Annotated in this window: 21 protein-coding genes; 13 read left to right on the top strand and 8 right to left on the bottom strand. The window is 71.7% G+C overall.

From position 1 onward, the window contains the following. Positions 1-24: 24 nt before the first annotated feature. Positions 25-1,413, bottom strand: a complete 1,389-nt coding sequence (locus ACFFR3_RS48015) for an MFS transporter (protein ID WP_379485361.1) — start codon at positions 1,411-1,413, stop codon at positions 25-27. Between the two features lie 131 nt (positions 1,414-1,544). Here ACFFR3_RS48015 and ACFFR3_RS48010 point away from each other — a divergent pair, with 131 nt between their 5' ends. Next, a complete protein-coding gene (locus tag ACFFR3_RS48010) occupies positions 1,545-2,411 on the top strand; it encodes a helix-turn-helix transcriptional regulator (RefSeq protein WP_345406198.1) in 867 nt (288 codons plus the stop codon). Here the strand turns inward: ACFFR3_RS48010 and ACFFR3_RS48005 are convergent. The 3 genes from ACFFR3_RS48005 to ACFFR3_RS47995 are packed head-to-tail and all read right to left on the bottom strand — an operon-like array spanning position 2,384 to position 4,517. Then, complete coding sequence (locus ACFFR3_RS48005) at positions 2,384-2,578, bottom strand: nuclear transport factor 2-like protein (protein ID WP_345406195.1); 195 nt, start codon at positions 2,576-2,578, stop codon at positions 2,384-2,386. The genes ACFFR3_RS48010 and ACFFR3_RS48005 overlap by 28 nt on opposite strands. Before the next feature lie 57 nt (positions 2,579-2,635). Further along, complete coding sequence (locus tag ACFFR3_RS48000; RefSeq protein ID WP_379485360.1) at positions 2,636-3,298, bottom strand: response regulator; 663 nt, start codon at positions 3,296-3,298, stop codon at positions 2,636-2,638. Between the two features lie 28 nt (positions 3,299-3,326). Continuing rightward, positions 3,327-4,517: a sensor histidine kinase gene (locus tag ACFFR3_RS47995; RefSeq protein WP_379485359.1), complete on the bottom strand. Its 1,191-nt coding sequence runs from the start codon at positions 4,515-4,517 to the stop codon at positions 3,327-3,329. Positions 4,518-4,651: 134 nt separating this feature from the next. Between ACFFR3_RS47995 and ACFFR3_RS47990 the strand changes: the two genes are divergently transcribed. From ACFFR3_RS47990 to ACFFR3_RS47970, 5 genes are read left to right on the top strand one after another with little or no spacing between them, the layout of a single operon-like run. Continuing rightward, positions 4,652-5,551 carry an ABC transporter ATP-binding protein gene (locus tag ACFFR3_RS47990; protein ID WP_364374903.1) on the top strand — a complete coding sequence of 300 codons (900 nt, stop codon included), beginning with the start codon at positions 4,652-4,654 and terminating at the stop codon, positions 5,549-5,551. Continuing rightward, on the top strand, positions 5,548-6,270 hold the full coding sequence (locus ACFFR3_RS47985) for an ABC transporter permease (RefSeq protein WP_345406182.1): 723 nt from the start codon (positions 5,548-5,550) through the stop codon (positions 6,268-6,270). Before ACFFR3_RS47990 ends, ACFFR3_RS47985 begins: the two co-directional genes overlap by 4 nt. Positions 6,271-6,275: 5 nt before the next feature. Beyond that, positions 6,276-7,013, top strand: a complete 738-nt coding sequence (locus ACFFR3_RS47980; RefSeq protein ID WP_379485358.1) for an ABC transporter permease — start codon at positions 6,276-6,278, stop codon at positions 7,011-7,013. 23 nt (positions 7,014-7,036) lie between these two features. Then, positions 7,037-7,636, top strand: a complete 600-nt coding sequence (locus ACFFR3_RS47975) for an aminoglycoside phosphotransferase family protein (protein WP_379485357.1) — start codon at positions 7,037-7,039, stop codon at positions 7,634-7,636. Positions 7,637-7,686: 50 nt separating this feature from the next. Then, a complete protein-coding gene (locus ACFFR3_RS47970; RefSeq protein WP_345406173.1) occupies positions 7,687-8,802 on the top strand; it encodes an FHA domain-containing protein in 1,116 nt (371 codons plus the stop codon). On the opposite strand, the gene ACFFR3_RS47965 is transcribed toward ACFFR3_RS47970, so the two are convergent. Further along, positions 8,718-9,686, bottom strand: a complete 969-nt coding sequence (locus tag ACFFR3_RS47965) for a serine/threonine-protein kinase (protein WP_379485356.1) — start codon at positions 9,684-9,686, stop codon at positions 8,718-8,720. The genes ACFFR3_RS47970 and ACFFR3_RS47965 overlap by 85 nt on opposite strands. A 41-nt stretch (positions 9,687-9,727) precedes the next feature. On the opposite strand from ACFFR3_RS47965, the gene ACFFR3_RS47960 reads away from it, so the two are divergent. From ACFFR3_RS47960 to ACFFR3_RS47945, 4 genes are all read left to right on the top strand, one after another. Next, entirely contained in the window at positions 9,728-10,903 is a 1,176-nt protein-coding gene (locus ACFFR3_RS47960) for a serine/threonine-protein kinase (RefSeq protein ID WP_379485355.1), read from the top strand. A gap of 62 nt (positions 10,904-10,965) precedes the next feature. Further along, positions 10,966-11,304, top strand: coding sequence for a hypothetical protein (locus ACFFR3_RS47955; RefSeq protein WP_345406161.1), 339 nt, complete (start codon positions 10,966-10,968; stop codon positions 11,302-11,304). Between the two features lie 100 nt (positions 11,305-11,404). Beyond that, entirely contained in the window at positions 11,405-11,812 is a 408-nt protein-coding gene (locus ACFFR3_RS47950; protein WP_345406158.1) for a YciI family protein, read from the top strand. 7 nt (positions 11,813-11,819) lie between these two features. Further along, on the top strand, positions 11,820-12,956 hold the full coding sequence (locus ACFFR3_RS47945; protein WP_379485431.1) for an RNA polymerase sigma factor: 1,137 nt from the start codon (positions 11,820-11,822) through the stop codon (positions 12,954-12,956). On the opposite strand, the gene ACFFR3_RS47940 is transcribed toward ACFFR3_RS47945, so the two are convergent. Together ACFFR3_RS47940 and vanY-N are read right to left on the bottom strand one after the other, a co-directional pair. Then, the gene (locus ACFFR3_RS47940) at positions 12,953-13,684 is read right to left on the bottom strand and encodes a VOC family protein (RefSeq protein WP_345406155.1); all 732 of its coding nucleotides are present in this window, start codon (positions 13,682-13,684) and stop codon (positions 12,953-12,955) included. The two genes, ACFFR3_RS47945 and ACFFR3_RS47940, sit on opposite strands and share 4 nt — an antisense overlap. 10 nt (positions 13,685-13,694) lie before the next feature. Further along, positions 13,695-14,255, bottom strand: a complete 561-nt coding sequence (gene vanY-N, locus ACFFR3_RS47935) for a D,D-peptidase/D,D-carboxypeptidase VanY-N (protein WP_345406153.1) — start codon at positions 14,253-14,255, stop codon at positions 13,695-13,697. Between the two features lie 211 nt (positions 14,256-14,466). On the opposite strand from vanY-N, the gene ACFFR3_RS47930 reads away from it, so the two are divergent. Genes ACFFR3_RS47930 through ACFFR3_RS47920 form a run of 3 tightly spaced genes read left to right on the top strand, consistent with a single transcriptional unit; the run spans position 14,467 to position 17,084 of the window. Next, positions 14,467-15,132, top strand: a complete 666-nt coding sequence (locus tag ACFFR3_RS47930; RefSeq protein WP_345406149.1) for a response regulator — start codon at positions 14,467-14,469, stop codon at positions 15,130-15,132. A gap of 6 nt (positions 15,133-15,138) precedes the next feature. Continuing rightward, positions 15,139-16,614 (top strand): ATP-binding protein, encoded by a 1,476-nt coding sequence (locus ACFFR3_RS47925; RefSeq protein WP_379485354.1) that lies wholly within the window; start codon positions 15,139-15,141, stop codon positions 16,612-16,614. After that, positions 16,611-17,084: a hypothetical protein gene (locus ACFFR3_RS47920; protein WP_345406143.1), complete on the top strand. Its 474-nt coding sequence runs from the start codon at positions 16,611-16,613 to the stop codon at positions 17,082-17,084. Before ACFFR3_RS47925 ends, ACFFR3_RS47920 begins: the two co-directional genes overlap by 4 nt. Here the strand turns inward: ACFFR3_RS47920 and ACFFR3_RS47915 are convergent. Beyond that, positions 17,032-18,138 (bottom strand): GbsR/MarR family transcriptional regulator, encoded by a 1,107-nt coding sequence (locus ACFFR3_RS47915; RefSeq protein ID WP_379485353.1) that lies wholly within the window; start codon positions 18,136-18,138, stop codon positions 17,032-17,034. The genes ACFFR3_RS47920 and ACFFR3_RS47915 overlap by 53 nt on opposite strands. Positions 18,139-18,185 lie beyond the last annotated feature (47 nt).

Below are 18,185 nucleotides of genomic sequence, written 5' to 3'. Positions count from 1 at the left end.
ACACCTGAGAACCGAAATTACCATTCAGAAGGTGGCGTGGGAGCGCTCGACAGTCGCCGGGTTCGGGCGCAGGAGCAGCATCGCGAGGACGGCGCCGGCGATGCAGACGAGCCCTGCCGTGAGCATCGCCGCGTGCAGGCCGCCCAGCGTGGGTATCGCCGACAGCGCCTCGCTGGACGCGGTCGCGATCGCCGCCAGGCCGGCCGTGCCGATGGCGCCCAGGAACTGCGGGAGTTGTGACAGGCCGGCCGCGACGCCCTGCTCGCCGTCCGGCAGGCCCGACGTCATGGTCGAGATGAACGCGACCACGGCCAGCACGTGCCCGAAGCCCATGGCGCCGGACGTCACCAGAAGCAGGCCCAGGCCGCCGCTCGCCGGGAGCAGGACCATCGCGGCGGTGCCGAGCCCCTGGACGGCCAGGCCGGCCGCCAGGATCCGGACCTTGCCGTACGCGCCGATCAGCCGGGCCGCGAGCAGGCCGGCGACGAGCGCGGTGAGGCCCTCGGCGAGGAAGCCCGTACCGGTGGCGAGGGGCGAGTAGCCCAGCACGTCCTGCATGTACAAGCTGAGCAGGACCGTCGTGCCGCCGCACATGCCGAGCGTGATGAGCCCGGCCAGCATGCTCCATTTCACGGTCGGCCGGTTCAGCAGCGGCAGCGGGATCAGGGGTGCGGGGTGCCGCCGCTCCACGACGAGGAACGCGCTGAGGCACACCACCGCCAGGCCGACGGCCCAGCCGGCGGGCGTGGTGACGCCGTACACCAGGGCGAACAGGCCGATGCTCGCCAGCACCGCGCCCGGCACGTCGAGGTGGGCGGGGACGCGCGGGTCGGGCGTGCCGGACAGCAGGGTGAGCGCGCCTGCCAGCACCAGTGTGCCGATGACGACCAGGATCACCATGGTCCAGCGCCAGCTCAGGCCGCTGGTGATCACGCCGCCGCCGAGCGTGCCGAGCACGAAGCCCAGCGACAGCACCGCTCCGTTGACGCCGAGCGCCTTCGCCCGCTGCGGGCCCTCGGGGAACAGGGTGGTCATGAGCGCGATGGCGGTCGGCGCGATCATGGCCGCCGACGTGCCCTGGCCGACGCGGGCCGCGATCAGCATGGCGGGGCCGGTCGCCAGGCCCGCGAGCAGCGAGCAGCCGGTGAACAGGGCTACCCCTGTGATGAACAGCCTGCGGCGTCCGGCCAGGTCGGCGACGCGGCCGAAGAAGGGCAGCAGGCTCGCCGTCGGCAGCAGGCAGGCGGTGGCCACCCATTGCAGCGAGCCGGCGCTCCCAAAGCGCAAATCGCGCCCGATTTCCGGAAGGGCCACGGTAACTACCGAAAAATCCAGACCTGTCATGAACGTGGCACCGCACAAGGTGCTCAGGATCAGCCAGTCGAGCCGGGAGAAACGTCCGGTCACTGCCATGGGTTCGCCTCCAGCGGGTGATACGGGGACCCGCCCAGCCTGGGCCTGGAGGCGGTCCGCGACCCAGTCCCTGCCGTGCGTACACCTGCCAGGTGCAGGCGGCGCGCGGCGGCAGGCGGCATCCTGGAGGCATGGGAACGGAACTCGGCGAATTCCTGCGGGCCAGGCGGGCCAGGCTGCGTCCCGAGGACGTCGGCCTGCCCGACTACGGCGGCCGGCGGCGCGTCCCCGGGCTGCGGCGCGAGGAGCTGGCCCAGCTCGCGGGCGTCAGCGCCGGCTACTACGCCCGCCTGGAGCAGGGCCTGAGCCCCAACGCCTCCGACGCCGTGCTCGACGCGATCGCCCGCGTCCTGCGGCTCGACGAGACCGAACGCGCCCACCTGCACCACCTGGCCCGCCACCGGCCGCGGCGGCGCCGCCGCCCGCGTCCTGAGCGGCTGCGCCCGAACGTCCGGCTGATGATCGACGCGTTCGGGGACGTGCCCGCCCTGGTCATCGGCCGCCGCACCGACGTCCTGGCCTGGAACCGCACCGCGCACGCCCTGCTAGCCGGCCACCTGCCCTACCAGGCGCCCGACCGTCCCAACGTCGCGCGCCTGGTCTTCCTCGATCCGCACACCCGCGATCTGTACGCCGACTGGCGCGCCAAGGCCCGCGACACCGTCGCCGAGCTGCGCATGACCGCCGCCCGCTACCCCGACGATCCCGAGCTGGCCGAGCTGATCGGCGAGCTCACCGTCAAGAGCGCGGAGTTCGCCGCGCTGTGGGCGGCTCACCCCGTTCACCGGTGCGATCCACCGGCGCGTACGTTCCGGCATCCGCTGGTGGGCTCGATGACACTCGGCAACGAGGTGATGGAGCTGCCGCAGGACGAGGGCCAGCGCCTGGCGGTCTTCACCGCCGTCCCCGGCTCACCCGACGCGGCGGCCCTGAGCCTCCTCGCCGACCTCGCCGCCGCTCCCCGTGCACGTCAGGCCGCGGCCACCAGGATGCCGTAGTCCCGCGAGCGCACGATGAGCCCGTCGCGGACGGTGATCACCATGATGTACGCCGACGCGAACGGCTCGCCGGTGGCGACGACCGTGCCGCCGAGCGGGTTGGGGTAGTCGAGGTAGGAGTCGCCCGGACACCTTCGTACCGGCGCGCGGGCACGGTCTACCGGCACTTCCCCACCCAGGAGGCGCTGTTCGAGGCCGTCATGGACGGGCAGGGGTTCCCGGCGCTAGACCGTGGCGAGCCCCGTTCTCAGGGCGAACAGCACGAGCTGGACGCGGTCGCGGGCGCCGGTCTTGGCGATCAGGTTGCCGACGTGGGTCTTGACGGTCGGCATCGACAGGCTGAGCCGGTCGCAGATCTCCCTGTTGGTGAGTCCGGCGGCGATCAGGGTCAGCACGTCGCGCTCGCGCGCGGTCAGCTGTTCCGCCGCCTGACGATCGTGCCGGGCCGCGTCGTCGCGTGCGGGCGCCGGGTCGCGGAAGGCGGCGAAGAGGCGGCGGGTGGGGCCGGGCGAGATGACCGCGTCGCCGCGGTGCACGGTGTGGATCGCGGCGATGAGCTGGTCGGGCGGGGTGTTCTTGAGCAGGAACCCGGCGGCGCCCGACTCTACCGCGGTGAGGACGTAGGCGTCGGCTTCGAACGTCGTCAGGATGATGATCTTCGTGGTGGTGCCGGCCTTGACGAGTCGCTCGGTGACGGCGAGTCCGTCGGTGCCGGGCATCTGGATGTCGAGCAGCAGCACGTCAGGCCGCTGGGCGTCGTGGCGTCTGATGGCGTCGGCGCCGTCGATCGCCTGCCAGAGGACCCGCATGCCGGGCTGCGCGTCGATGATCATCGACAGCCCCATGGTGAACAGCGCCTCGTCGTCGGCCAGCCCGATGGTCAGCATGGCCGCCTCCCGAGCAGGCGAGCGCTCGTCAGCATGGCCGTCTCCTCGGCAGGCGGGCGTGAAGTCGCCAGCCGCCGGTGGCGGGGTCAGGGCCGGCTTCCACGGTGCCGCCGGCGGCGCGGACGCGCTCGCGGATGCCGATGAGCCCATGCCCTTGTCCGTCACCGGCCTTCCTTGGAACGGCCGGGCGGGCGTTGGTGACGAGGAGGTCCACGTCGGCGTCGCCGATCGTGACGCGGATCGTGATGGCCGCCCCGGGCGCGTGCTTGACGGCGTTCGTGATCGCCTCCTGGACGATCCGGTACGCCGTGCACCCGAGATGCCCGGGCAGCGAGCCGGGGTCGCCGTCCACCCGCGTCCTGATGACGGTCCCGGTGGAACGGAACCCGCTCACCAGCTCGGGCAGGTCCGCGAGCGAGGGCGCAGGCGCGCGGTCCACATGATCGTCCTCGGTACGCAGCACGTCGATGAGGTCGCGTACCTCGTCCACGGCGGACCGGCTGAGCCTGCCGATGTCGGCCAAGGCCGCGTCGGCGCGCTCAGGATCGGACCGTACGGCGTGGCGGGCGCCCTCGGACAGGACGGCCACGGCGTTCAGCGAGTGTCCGAGAATGTCGTGCATCTCGCGCGCGATCCTGCTGCGCTCCTCCAGCGCCGCGAGCCGCCGTTCGATCTCGTGCCGGGTCTCGAGGATGTCGGCCCGCTCGACGGCCAGGCGGTACCGGTCGGCGGCGTTCCGTCGTGTCGCCCCGATCAGCGCCGCGACCGTGAGCAGCGCGTACGCCGCCACCAGCGGAACGGGCTGCACCGCACCATCGGCCGCCGACAGCGCGGTGACGATGCCGCCCGTGGCCACCGCGTAGAACAGGGCGAGGAACCCCCATCGCCAGCCCGCGTCGAGCCGCGTCTGCGTGGTGCAGGCGCCGATGAGGCAGACGACGCCCGCGTACGGGCCCATCTGGACCAGCGGCAGGTGCACGGCCAGCAGCAGGACGAGGAGCCCGAGACAGAGCCGCGGAGCCCGGCGGCGGAGCAGCAGCGCCGCGCACCCGCCGATGACCAGCAGCGTGTAGGCCGTCTGTGTCGGGGTGGCGAACGAGACCGTCGGGCTGCCGAGCACGCCGGCCACCCCCGCCGCCGCGGCCACGACGCCGTCGGCCGCCCAGGGACGCCGGGCTTGCGTCCTGCCCGGCCGGGACGCGGTGATGGTGGCACTCACGGTGCCCACCGTATCGACGCAGGCCACAACCCGGTTCATGCCACGGTATGAACCAATATTTCAGGCCACGGCATGATCCGCCCCGGCCACACCCCCGGAAGGGTGGACACCATGATCAACCTAGTGAGCCGCCCGTGAACACGATCATCCACACCGAGAACCTGACGAAGACCTTCAAAGGACACGTGGCGGTGGACGGGCTCAATCTGCGCGTCCCCCAGGGTGTCGTGTACGGCTTCCTGGGCCCCAACGGCTCCGGCAAGTCCACCACCATGAAGATGCTGCTCGGCCTGACCCAGCCGACCAGCGGCGACATCCGCCTGTTCGGCCGGCCGCTGACCAGGGCCTCCCGCACGAAGCTGCTGCCGTCGATCGGCTCGATGATCGAGGCGCCGCCCGGCTACGCGCACCTGTCAGGCCGGGAGAACCTGCGCATCGTCCAGGACATGCTCGGCCTGTCCACCGAACAGATCGACCATGCGCTGGCCACCGTCCGGCTGACCCAGCACCAGCACAAACTCGTCCGCACCTACTCGCTCGGGATGAAGCAGCGCCTCGGCATCGCCATGGCGCTGGCCCGCGACCCGGCCCTGCTGATCCTGGACGAGCCCACCAACGGCCTCGACCCGGCCGGCATCGAGGAGATCAGGACGCTGCTGGTCAGGCTCGCGGGCGAGGGCATCACGGTGATGGTCTCCAGCCACCTGCTCGACGAGATCGACAAGATGGCCTCGGTGCTGGCAATCCTGAGCCAGGGCCGGATGATCTTTCAAGGCACCCGCGACCGGCTCTTCGAGCACTCCGTACCCGACCTGGTCATCGAGACCCCCGACGCGCGGAAGGCGCTGGCCGAGGGGGTGACCGGCACGCTCGTCGACGGGGGCATCAGATTGAGCGGGGTCGGCAAGGACCGTACGGCGGAGATCGTCCACCGCCTGGCCACAGCCGGCGTGCGCATCCACGAGGTCAGGCGCGTCGCGCAGAGCCTGGAGGACGTGTTCATGGACCTCACCGGGCGGGACGGCCTGCTGTGATCCGCCTCGAGTTCCGTAAGATGCGCCGGCTGCGTACGGCGCCGACCCTGATCGTCCTCGTGATCGCCGTGGTCGCGCTGTCGAGCGCCTCACTGTTCTCCGGCGACCCCGCGGCCATGCCGTGGGCGTCACTCCTGCTCAGCTACACGTTCATGGCCGCGATGACCTCGCCGCTCCTCGCCGCGGTGCTGGCCAGCCGGCTGACCGACATCGAACACGCGGGCGTGGGCTGGACGCTCGCCGCCACCGCGGGCCACTCCCCCGGCGCGTTGTGCCGGGCCAAGCTCGCCGCGCTCGGACTGGTGCTGCTCCCCGCCGTCGCCGCGCAGTCGCTGCTGGTGGTCGGGGCAGGGCTGGTCGCGGGCATCCGGGGGCCGCTCGACCTCGGTCCGTGGCTCGGGTACACGGTCCTGCTGTTCCTCGTGGACCTCGCGTTCGTGGCGCTGCACGTCTGGCTCGCCGCCGTCGTGGAGAACCAGCTCGTCAGCGTCGGCGTGGGCCTGCTCGGCGCCTTCCTCGCCGTGTTCAGCCTGCTGGCGCCCGGCCCGTTCGCCCGGTTCGTCCCGTGGGGCTATTACGCGGTCATCTCGTACGCCACCCAGCGCGGCGGCGACGTCGTCTACGCCCCTCCCCCGTACGCCTGGATCGCCACCTTCCTGATCCTCGTCGCCCTCGTCTTCGCCCTGGCCACGCGCGGCCTCGACCGCGTCGAAAGGTGACCCTCGTGCTCCGTGCGGAACTGCGCAAGCTCAAGCGTTCGAGCAGCTGGCTCATCGCGCTCATCCTGCCGCTGCTGGCCGTGACCACCGGCACCATCAACTTCCGCAACAACGAGGAGGTGTTCCAGCGGGACTGGACGACCTTGGCGTCCCAGATCACCCTGTTCTACGGCCTGCTGTTCTTCTCCATGGGCGTCGGTGTGCTGGCCGCCACCGCCTGGCGCGTGGAACACCGCGGCACGAACTGGAACCTGCTCCTCACCACCACCCGCCGCCCGCTGGAGCTGGTCCTGGCCAAGATCGCGGTGATCGCGGTGCCGGTGGCGTTCATGCAGGTCGTGCTGGTGGCCGGGATCTTCGTCTCCGGCGCCTTCGTGGTGGGCCTCGACGGCGTCATGCCCGCGGACTTCGTCCTGGCGGGGGCGCTGACGGTGGTCGCCGCGCTCCCGCTGATCGCGCTCCAGTCGCTGCTGTCGATGCTGCTGAGATCGTTCGCCGCACCGGTGGCGATCTGCCTGTTCGGCTGCGTCGCGGGGGTGGCGACCGTCACCTCGGTCACGCTCCGCCCGCTGAGCCATGTGCTGCCGCAGGGCCTCAACACGCGGACCATCAACCTCGGCTCCAACGCGGTCGCCGGCTCGGGCGGCGTCACGTTCGCCGACGCGGCCCCGCTCCTGCTCCCGGCCCTGGCGCTCGCCGCCGCGCTGGCCGCCGTCACCTTCCTCGCGCTCAAACCGCGGTGAAGGTACGCCGCTAACCTTGCCCGATGACCTGCCCCGACCCCGCCCTCCCCGACCCGCCCTCCCTGACCAAGGGCAGCGGCGACCCGGCGAAGCTCAGGCACGTCCTGGAGGCGCTGGCGTCCGTGGACGTGACGCGCCTCGCGGACGTGCTCGACGAGCCGCACGCGTACGCGGACCGGGACCGCTGGGCGGAACTCCTCACCGAGGAGGTCGTCCCCCGCCTGCCGGCCCGCCTCCGCACGGAGGCACGGCGCAGGGTGGACGCCGCTCTCGGCCTCGACGACGTGCCGCCGTCGCTGGTGCACGGAGACCTGGCGGCGGGCAACATGCACTGGAGTGCCGGCGGCGAGCTCATCGGCGTCCTCGACTGGGACCTCGCCCAGCCCTTCGACCCGGCGATCGACGCCGCCTGCCTGGCCTGGCACGGCTGGGACACGTTGCGGCAGGCCGTCGACGCCGCCACCTACCGCAGGGCCCGCGTCTGGGCGGCGACGTTCGGCATCGAGCAGGTCGCCGCCGCGCTCGCCGCCGGAGAGCCGCCCGACGTGATCGAGCGCTACGTCGAATCCGCGACGCAATGGTTGGAAAAAGCCCTCGCACAGCCCGTGACACCGGAAAAATAGGGGGCGGCAAGCCGAAATAACACCCCCAAAAGACGTGAGGTGTCCTCGAAATGAAGGTTGTGGGTGCTGCCGTCGATGTGTCGAACGTCTGCTGGTCGCCGCGCATCGATCCTCTCGGCCGGCAAGAACCGCTGCTGTCGAGGCTGGATCTGGTCCGGCAAGCGTGGCAGCGCCTGCATGGGGATACCGCACCTCTCACTTTGATCGGTGACCTCTCACTTCTGCACCAGCTTTCGCAGCAGGACGCTGATCGATGCCTTCAGCTGGTCGATTCGGGTGACCTCAACCTGGTTTCCTACGCCGACCCGGACATTCTCGCGCTCGCTCAGGACAAAGGGCTCCACGTCATCAGCGCCGACCAGTTCATCGATCACCGCCGTGCGCACCCTTGGATCGTGACCGCGCCTGAGCGGTTTCTCACCTGGACTCAGGAAAGTGACGGCTTGCGCCTCGTACCGAGCGGCATTCGCGCAGTTCCGCAGCAGGAGATGTCGCGCCGCGAGGAGGCCAAGGAACTCGGCTACCAATTCAAGATAGATGTCCGCAGATCCTCGCATAAGCGTGTTCTGCGCTCGGAATGGCGCTGTACGACGCTCTCCTGTCTGGAAGCGATGTCGTCACCCGACCGGCTGCTGTCCTGGCCGAAGCTCGGCCCCGGAGGCGCGGTGTTGTGCCCGTCCTGCGCGCAGCCGCTGGAAGAGCTCGGATCGCGCGGTCTGACCGTGGTGATCGTGATCGCGGATCGTGACACCGGGCAGGAGCTCCTCCGCTTTCCCATGGGGGAGAACGGCGCGATCGTCATCGGCCGCGGAAGCCTGCCGTACGGAATCAACCTCGCCGCGAGCGGCCTGCCTTTCTCGCGTGCCGCCGGGCGCGTGAGCAGGCAGCATGTGCAGCTCCAGGTCACCGCGTCGGCGAAGGGGGCGCGGGTCACGGCGGTCGATCTCGGGTCGAAGAACGGTACGGCGGTCAAACGTTTCGGATCGCCCGCCGAACGGCGTCTGGCTCACGGTGAGCAGGTCTTCGTCGGCGACAAGGACGAGCTCGTGCTCGCCGGCGGGGTCGTGGTGCGCCAGTCGGGTCAGCGGTTCTTCTCGGGCAGCCCGCTCGCTCCCGATCTGGACGACAGTGGAGGCTTCGCCACGTCGACCGCGCATGAGGGTTGACGCAGACGGCCGAGGGCGTCCGCATACATCCGCAGCGGATGCGGGCTGCCGGTGTCCACGTAGCCGGGGAACGGCGGCAGGTCGCCGCAGAGCCCGGCCAGGATCTCGTGGACGGCCGTCGCGGAGGGCGGCCGCTCGGCCGGCGAGGTCGCGAGCAGCGCGGTGAGCAGCGTGGTGAGCAGCCCTTGCACGGAGCCGGCCAGGAGGGAGTCGTCATGGGTGGCGGGCTCGGTCGGGCCGGCGGCCCCTACCGGCCCGGTCAGCATCTCCCGCAGGACGACTCCCAGCGAATAGAGGTCGCTCTGCGGGCTGGTCGTGCCCGACCTCGCCTGTTCAGGAGCCATGTAGCGAGGCGTGCCCAGCACGATTCCGGTTTCGGTGAGTTGGGTGGCCGAGGGCGTCAACAAGGCGGCGACGCCGAAATCCAGGACTTTGACCGAGCCGTCACGGCAGAGCATGAGATTGGCGGGCGTGATGTCGCGGTGCACCAGTTGATGGTCGTGCGCGACGGCGAGCACCGAGCACACCTGTGCGGCGATCGCCACGGCCCAAGGCGCGGGCACCGCGCCCGCCGCGTGCATGATCTCGTCAAGCGAACGACCGTTGACGAGTTGCAACACCATATAAAGGTCTTCGCCCCATGTGCCGCAGTCGTATACCGCTGGAACGCCGGGATGCTCCAGTCGTGCCGCCGCCCTTGCCTCTCGTACGAAGCGGCGAATGAGCTCGCGTTTCGGTTGTCCCTCGGAAAGCCGGTCAACGCGAATGATTTTCACAGCTACCGAACGATCCAAGCGCTTGTCATAGCCGGTCCACACTTCCCCCATGCCACCTTCGCGGCACGATTCGGGATCGAGTTCATACCGATTGCCGATGACCAGCATCCGGGGCGCTCACCCGCTGACGTCTCCGTATCATCCTTAATGTGTCGTCGCAGCTTACCCCGAACACGCTGACCCCTCTCCGGCAGACGCTCAGCATTGCGTGGGCTCTTGTGCCGTTGCTCAGTTTCGGCATCGGCACGATCTTTGTCATCGGCTCGGCGGCCGCACGATTGGCGCGGCAGAAACTGTGGCTGGCCGCGAGCGGTTATCTCGGCTATTTCATCCTCGTCATGATCCTCGCGCCTGGAGTGAACCCGCCTCCGGAGGATCGGCTGCGCGACACGATCGCCATGTGGCTCTGGGTGCTCGGAATGTGCGTCGGCGGGACCGTCCATGCGTTCTTCCTGCGCAAGGAGGTTTTCCTTCCCAAGGTGAAGAGCCCGGAGACCACCGGTTCGGCTCCAGCGAGCGATCCGTGGGCGACCGCCACGCGTACCCGATCGCCTTCCGGCCTCGGCAGGATCGGGGCGTACACGCTGCTGGAGAAGATCAGCCAGGGCGGCCAGGGCGTCGTCTACCTCGGCAGGGCGCCGGACGGCCGGCAGGTCGCCGTGAAGGCGGAGCGGTTCCACGGAGGTGACAGGGAGCGCCTGTTGTTCATGCGGGAAGTGGACGCCGCCCGGCGGGTCCCGCCGTTCTCCACGGCCCCCATTCTCGACATGGGCATCGAGGGCGACACCGCGTTCATCGTCAGCGAGTACGTGCCCGGCCGGTCGCTGCAGCAACGCGTACGCGACGACGGCCCGCTCGACGGCGGCGGGCTGATCCGGCTCGCCATCGCGACATCGGCGGCGCTCAAGGCCATCCACGCCGCCGGGGTCGTCCATCGCGACTTCAAGCCCGCCAACGTGCTGCTCGGTCCTGACGGTCCGCGGGTCATCGACTTCGGCATCGCCAAGGCCCTGGACCACATCACGATCACGTCCGGCGGGCTCAAGGGGACGCCGCCGTACATGTCGCCTGAGCAGGTGTCCGGCGGTCAGATCAGTTTCCCGTCGGACGTCTTCAGCTGGGCGTCGTCGATGTACTTCGCGGCCACCGGCCGTCTGGCCTTCGGCGGCTCGACCGATGCGCAGATCTACCAGGCGATCCTGCATCACCGGCCCGGCCTGCACGACATTCCCGAGCCGCTCGGCTCCCTGATGACCGCCTGCTTCGATCAGGACCCGCGAATGAGGCCGACCGCCGAGCACCTGCTGATGTCCCTCCCGACCTGACCGGGGCCCGGGCTGCGGCAGTTGGGGCGATCAAGGCCGTCGGCGGGGCCTAGGGTGGGCGCATGAGCCATGGGAAGACGTCGTTCGTCTGCTTGCCGTGCCGCGCCTCGTACAAGCAGCCCTACCCGCCCCGGGGGAGCGAGCCGCGCAGCTGCCCGGGATGCGGCGGCGAGCTGATTCATGCGGGGTCGGCGTTCGCGGCCCCCGCCAGGCGGGACACCGAGGGGTGGCGGGTGCTGTCGGTGCTGCTGCACGCGGGCGTCCGCTTCCACAAGAGCTGCTGCACCGGGCCCGGCTACCGGCCGCGCACCCTCTCCGAGGTACGCGCCCGGCAGGCGTACGCGCGGGCGACGGGAGAGCCGCTCGCCCGCGCCCTCGTCCGCGAGGACCTTCCGCACTGAGCACCCTCGAAAAAGTTCGCGGCGGAATGTCGAGAACGCGGCGGCGGCTCCGTCCCCGCTGTGAACACCGCGACGACGCGGACGGACGAAGGAGACCACGATGGCCAAATACCTGCTGCTCAAGCACTACCGAGGCGCTCCGGCGGCGGTCAACGACGTGCCGATGGACAAGTGGACGCCGGAGGAGGTCACGGCCCACATCCAGTACATGCGTGACTTCGCCGCCCGGCTGGAGAGCACCGGCGAGTTCGTTGACGCCCAGGCGCTGTCCCCCGAGGGCACGTTCGTCCGCTACGACGGCGAGGGGCGGCCGCCGGTCACCGACGGCCCGTTCGCCGAGACGAAGGACCTGATCGCCGGCTGGATGGTGATCGACGTCGACAGCCAGGAGCGGGCGCTCGAGCTGGCCGCCGAGCTGTCGGCGGCGCCGGGCGCGGGTGGCGAGCCGATCCACGAGTGGCTTGAGGTGCGGCCGTTCCTCACCGAGCCCGAGACCATCACGGAGTGATCGCATGGTGGACGAGGCCCTGCTGCGCACCCTCACCCCCATCGTGATCGGCATCCTCGTCCGTCGCGGAGCGGATTTCGCGGCGGCCGAGGACGCCGTGCAGGAAGCCCTGGTCGAGGCCGTACACGCCTGGCCGGACGGCGCGCCGCGCGACCCGCAGGGGTGGCTGGTCACGGTGGCCTGGCGCAAGTTCCTCGACGCCGCCCGCGCCGACACCTCGCGCAGGAACCGCGAGGCGCGCGTGGAGGTCGAGCCGCCGCCCGGCCCGGGCACGGCGCTGGACGACACGCTGCGGCTGTACTTCCTGTGCGCGCATCCGTCGCTGACGCCGTCGTCCGCCGTGGCGCTCACGCTGCGCGCGGTCGGCGGGCTGAGCACGCGGCAGATCGCACAGGCGTACCTGGTGCCCGAGGCGACGATGGCGCAGCGCATCAGCAGGGCCAAGCGGACCGTCGCGAACGTCCGCTTCGACCGGCCGGGTGACGTCGCCACCGTGCTGCGCGTGCTCTACCTGGTCTTCAACGAAGGCTACTCGGGCGACGTGGACCTCGCCGAGGAGGCGATCCGCCTCACCAGGCAGCTGGCCGCGATGATCGGCCACGAGGAGGTGGCGGGCCTGCTCGCGCTGATGCTGCTGCACCACGCGCGGCGCGCGGCCAGGACGGACAGCGGCGGGGGCCTCGTCCCGCTCGCCGAGCAGGACAGGAGGCTGTGGGACACCCGCATGATCGCCGAGGGCGTCGAGGTGCTGCAGGCGGCGCTCGCCCGCGACCGGCTGGGCGAGTTCCAGGCGCAGGCGGCGATCGCGGCGCTGCACGCCGACGCGCAGAAGGCCGAGGAGACCGACTGGGTGCAGATCGTCGAGTGGTACGACGAGCTCGTCCGCCTCACCGGCAGCCCGGTGGCCCGGCTCAACAGGGCCGTCGCGGTCGGGGAGGCGGACGGGCCGCGCGCCGGGCTGGCCGCCCTGGCCGAGCTCGACCCGGCTCTGCCCCGCTACACCGCCGTGGCGGCGTACCTGCACGAACGCGACGGTGACCCGGCGACCGCGGCCCGGCTCTACGCCGAGGCCGCCAGGTCGGCCCCGAGCCTCGCGGAGCGCGACCACCTGATCAGGCAGGCGGCCCGGCTGCGCTCCGCCTAACCGAGGACGCAGAACTCGTTGCCCATCGGGTCGGCCATCACCGTCCACGACACCTCGCCCTGCCCCACGTCGGCGAGCGTCGCGCCGAGGGCCTGCAGCCGGGCCACCTCCGCCGCCTTGTCCTCGCGCCGGTACGGCGCCAGGTCGAGGTGGAAGCGGTGCCACGCCGCGGGCTCGCCGTACGTGCGGATGAACTCGAGGTACGGCCCGACCCCCTTGGACGAGCGCAGCCTGGCGTAGACGTCGGTCAGCTCGTGCACGGTCCAGTCGATCGCCTCGCCCCAGAAGCCGACCATGGCCCGCGGGTCCTCGCAGTCGACGACCACCGCGGCGATCGGCCCGGTGTCGCGGTAGATCTCGCGGGGCTCCAGGACGCAGAAGACGTTGCCCTCGGGGTCGGCCAGCACCGTCCACGGCACGTCGCCCTGCCCGACGTCGGCGGGGGTCGCGCCGAGCTCCCTCAGGCGGGCGACCAGCTCGGCGTGGTGGGCGTCGGAGGTGGTGGCGAGGTCGAGGTGGACGCGGTAGCGCACCGTCGCGGGGTCGGGGACGGCGACGAGGTCGATGCACACGGCCGACGGGTCGGGCCAGGAGAAGCCGACGGGCTCGAGGTTCGTCACGCCGGGCGCCTCGCTCTCCATGCCCCAGCCGAGCGCCTCCGCCCAGAAACGGCCCAGCGCCGCGTCGTCCATGGCCTTGAGGTTCACCTGAACGAGTTGCAACGACATGCGGCCCACCCTATCGGGACGTCTCGGAATGATCGCCGGGGTGCGGGCGGCGGCGCGGCGGGTGGCCGCCGAACTCGGGGTGGTGCTCGAAGTGCCACCACTCGTTGTCGTACATGCGATAGAGGTCGTGGCGGGCGCCGTGCTCCTCCAGCCAGCGCGCGCCCTCGCGCGGCCTGATGTCCAGCGCGACGCCCTGGACGTGGCACGACTCCGCCGGCGGCAGCACCAGCATGCGCGCCGAGGCCGGCGAGCCGGAGCGGCGTACCTCCTCGTCGAACAGCCGCTGCTGGGCGGCGGGGTCGCGGTAGCCCGAGGTGAGGCCGATGAGCTGGCCGTGCCGCCAGAGCGCCTCGGTGCGGGCCGCGCTGAACGCCGCTCTGGCGCCGCCGGTGAGCCCGGCCAGGTTCTCGGCGGGAAAGCGCAGGCCCAGCGCCCAGCCGCAGGCCAGCTCGCGGGCGCGGCCGGGGCGGCGGGCGAAGGCCACGGGGAGCAGGAGAACGGCGAGCACCAGCGTGGCCACCGCGTACAGCCGGTCTCGGAGCCGAGGTGGGAGGGTGTGTGGTTCGTCCATGGCGACTTACCATGGGCGGCGAATGTGCGCGCGCCGTCCGTCATATGTCATGGTTCGACGACGCCCGTGTCGGCTGGTCAGCGCCGGCCGGATCGTGACACGACCATGACATGACGCGGACCGTGCGGGCACACGACCGGTCGATAGTGGAGGGGTTGACCGGCGGGTGGGATGACGGAGTGTGCCTTTGAGACAGGGCGGCGGATCGCGCGTGTTGCTGATCGAGGATGATCCCGCCGTGCGGGAGGGCCTTGAGCTGGCTCTGAGCCGGCACGGCCACCGGGTGCGCGCGGTGGAGTCCGGCGAGCAGGGGCTGGAGCGGCTACGTGCGGATCCTCCGGACGTCGTCGTGCTCGACCTGATGCTGCCCGGCATCGACGGGTTCGAGGTGTGCCGCCGCATCAGGGCGGCCGGCGACCTGCCGATCATCATGCTGACCGCGCGGGGCGACGACTTCGACGTGGTGGCCGGGCTGGAGTCGGGCGCCGACGACTACGTGGTCAAGCCGGTGCAGCCGCGGGTGCTGGAGGCGCGCATGCGGGCGGTGCTGCGGCGCGTCGGCCGCGAGCAGGCGGAGCTCGAGCGCTACCGCGACCTGACCATCGACCGCGCGGGGCTGGTGGTGACCAAGCGCGGCGAGCCGGTCAGCCTCGCTCCGACCGAGCTGCGCATGCTGCTGGAGCTGTCCGGCACGCCGGGGCGGGTGCACAGCCGCCAGCAGCTGCTCGAGTCGGTGTGGGAGCACGGTTACTTCGGCGACTCGCGGCTGGTGGACGCGTGCGTGCAGCGGTTGCGCGCCAAGATCGAGGACGACTCGGCGGCGCCGGTGTACGTGCAGACCGTCCGCGGGTTCGGCTACCGGTTCGGGCCCGTGTAGATGGCGGTGGCGTCCTTGGGGTTGCGTGCCCGGCTGCTGTCGGCGTTCGTGCTGCTGTGCGTGGTGACGGCGGCGGCGGTGGCCGGCATCGGCTACGTCAAGGCGCGCAACGAGATCCTGCAGCGGGCCCAGGACGCCGCCGTGGACGCGATGCGCGACCGGCTGGCGACGCTGTTCCCGCTGGTCACCGACACGCCCGGCCAGGACGACCTCGCTAGGATCGCCGCCGGCCTGCACGACACCAACTCCTCGGCGGTCGCCTTCTTCCGCGGGCAGCGCTCGCCGGGCCGCCCTGTCCCCCCGCCGGGACGATGGCGGTCCGGCGGGCCGCCGCCGAAACCGGACCTGGATGAGGCGGACATTCCTGCCGAGCTGCGGCGTACGGTCGCCGCCGGCACGATGGCGTGGCAGCGGGTGACCTGGCGGGGCCGGCCTCTGCTGATCATCGGCGCGCCGCTGCTGATCGCCGAGCCGGACGGGACGACCCGCAACTCCGGCATCGAGGTCTACACCGCCCACAGCCTGCTGCCCGAGCAGCGCAGCATCGACGGGCTCGCCCTGTGGGCGTGGCTCACCGGCGCGGCGGCGCTGGTGTTCGCGGTCGTGCTCGGCACGGTGGCCACCCGTGGCGTGCTGCGCCCGGTGCGCGAGCTGGGGTGGGCGGCGCGGCTGCTGGGCCAGGGCGAGCTGCGGACGAGGATCGCGGTACGCGGCTCCGACGAGCTGGCCGACGTGGCCCGTACGTTCAACGACACCGCCGCCGAGCTGGAACGGCACGTCGAGCAGCTGCGCGCGATGGAGGCCGACGCCCGCAGGTTCGTGGCCGACGTCTCCCACGAGCTGCGGACGCCGCTGGCCGCGCTGACGGCGGTCGCCGACGTGCTGGACGAGGAGGCGGCCGGGCTGCCCGAACCCGCCGGGCGGGCCGCGCGGCTGGTCAGCCAGGAGACGCTCAACCTGACCGGGTTGGTGAACGACCTCATCGAGATCAGCCGCTTCGACTCAGGCGTCGCGGCTCTCGCGCTGAACGACGTGGACGTGGCCGAGCTGGTCCACGCCACGCTGCGGACGCGCGGCTGGACCGAGTCCGTGCAGACCGACCTGCCCGCCGGGGTGACGGCCCGCCTGGACCCCCGCCGCGTGGACGTCATCCTCGCGAACCTGGTCGGCAACGCCCTGCGCCACGGCGAACCCCCGGTGTCGGTACGCCTGTCCGCCGATCCCTCGTCCGTCACCCTCGACGTCCGCGACCACGGCCCCGGCCTGGACGAGGAGGTGCTCCCCCACGTCTTCGACCGCTTCTACAAGGCCAGCGCGGCCCGCGCCAGATCCGAGGGCAGCGGCCTGGGCCTGGCGATCGCCCGCGAGAACGCCCGCCTCCACCAGGGCGACCTGACCGTCGTGAACGCCCAGGACGGCGGCGCCCGCTTCACCCTCCATCTTCCCCGCACCCCTGCCGAACAGGATGGCGGTGCCGAGTGACCAGGACACTGAGGAGACTGGCGACGGCGCTGGTGCTGGTCGCCGTCGCGGGATGTGGGGTGCGGCCGAGTGACGTGATCCCCGTGGGCCCGCCGCCGAGCGGCGCCGTCGCGCCGGCCAGGGCGACCAGGCTCTACCTGGTGAAGGACGACCAGCTGCAGGCGGTGACCCGTTCCCGGGGCCGGTGGCATCCGGCGGACGTCCTGGCGGTGCTCGCCGACGGCCCGACGGCGAAGGAGCAGGCGCAGGGCTACACCACGGACATCCCGCTGGACGCGGCCCCGTTCACGGTCGTCTCCGAGCCGGGCGGCCGCCTGGTGGTGACCAGGTTGGGCTCGTCCGGCGAGCTGTCGGAGCTGGCCGTCGGTCAGATCGTGTGCACGGTCGCCGCCCTGCTGCCGGGCGGCGACGGCGAGATCACGGTCGCGGACGCCGAACCGGCCGTGGACCCCCGGACCTGCCCGAGGTGACCGCGAGCGCCGCACGCTGAGCGGCGCTGAGCCGGTCAGGCGCCGCCTCGACGGCATACGTCCCACACCCCGGCCGCTTCAGGACGAGCGGCCAGGAGAGGTCAGGACGCCGCCCGGCCACGTCCAGTGCATCGGCGGCCCGCTGAGCAGGCCAGCCCAGCGCCTCCGCGAGGGCGTCGACGGTGAGCGGCCGAGCAGCATGCACAAGGGCCGCGATCACCGTCATCGCGTCGCTCACCGCGGCGCCGCCGAAACCGCGACCGGGGCGGCCCCCGTGGTCAGCGCCGTGGTCAGCGCCGTGGTCAGCGCCGTGGTCAGCGCCGTGGCCGCCGCCGTGACCGCCGCCGTGACCGCCGCCGTGACCGCCGCCGTGACCGCCGTCATGGTGCTGCTGGTCGTCGCCGTCCATGTGGTGGCTGATCCGGGCGAAGAACCGACCCATGGCGCGGAGCCTGGTGCCGGGTGGGGTTTCGGGGCCGAGCAGGTGCATTCCGCGTTGTGCGGCCTCGGCGACGCGGGCGTGGGCGCCGGTGTCGGCGCGCCAGACGCGGTGCCAGACGTCGTCGTCCACCCGGTAACGCTCGCGGCGCCCGCCCGGGTCCTTACCGCGTTCGACCAGCTCGACCGCTTCGAGGTAGCCGATCGCCTTGGACACCGAGGCCGGGCTGACCCGTAACCGGCGGACGAGGTCGGCGGAGGTCAGGCTGCCGGAGTCGGTGAGGAGCAGGCTGACGAACACCCGGGAGGCCATCCGGGGCAGACCGGTGCCGGCCAGCAGGACGCCGAACTCGTCGGCGAAGTGCCGCGCCGCCTCGCTCTGCCGCACGTCGGGCGCGGCGACGGAACGTTTTCCTGGCCGCCGGATGCGCCGCTCGGTGTCCTGCTGGGCGCGATCAGGGTCGTAGCCGGACGGGCCGCCGTTGCGGGCCACCTCGCGGGTGACGGTGGAGGTCGCCCTGCCGAGCCGCCGCCCCATCTCGGCGTATTCGAGGCCGCCGGCCAGCCAGGCGGCGATGTTCCTGCGGTCTTCGTGGGTCAGCCTGCCTCCGGCCATCGAGGCTCCTCCTCCCTTGCGTTCACTCACCCTACATTGCAACGAAG

Origin of the sequence: Nonomuraea salmonea (assembly GCF_042428605.1) — a bacterium.
GTDB lineage: Bacteria > Actinomycetota > Actinomycetes > Streptosporangiales > Streptosporangiaceae > Nonomuraea > Nonomuraea salmonea.
Note: the sequence above shows the minus strand (reverse complement) of the source record. Positions and strands in the feature narration are given on the sequence as shown.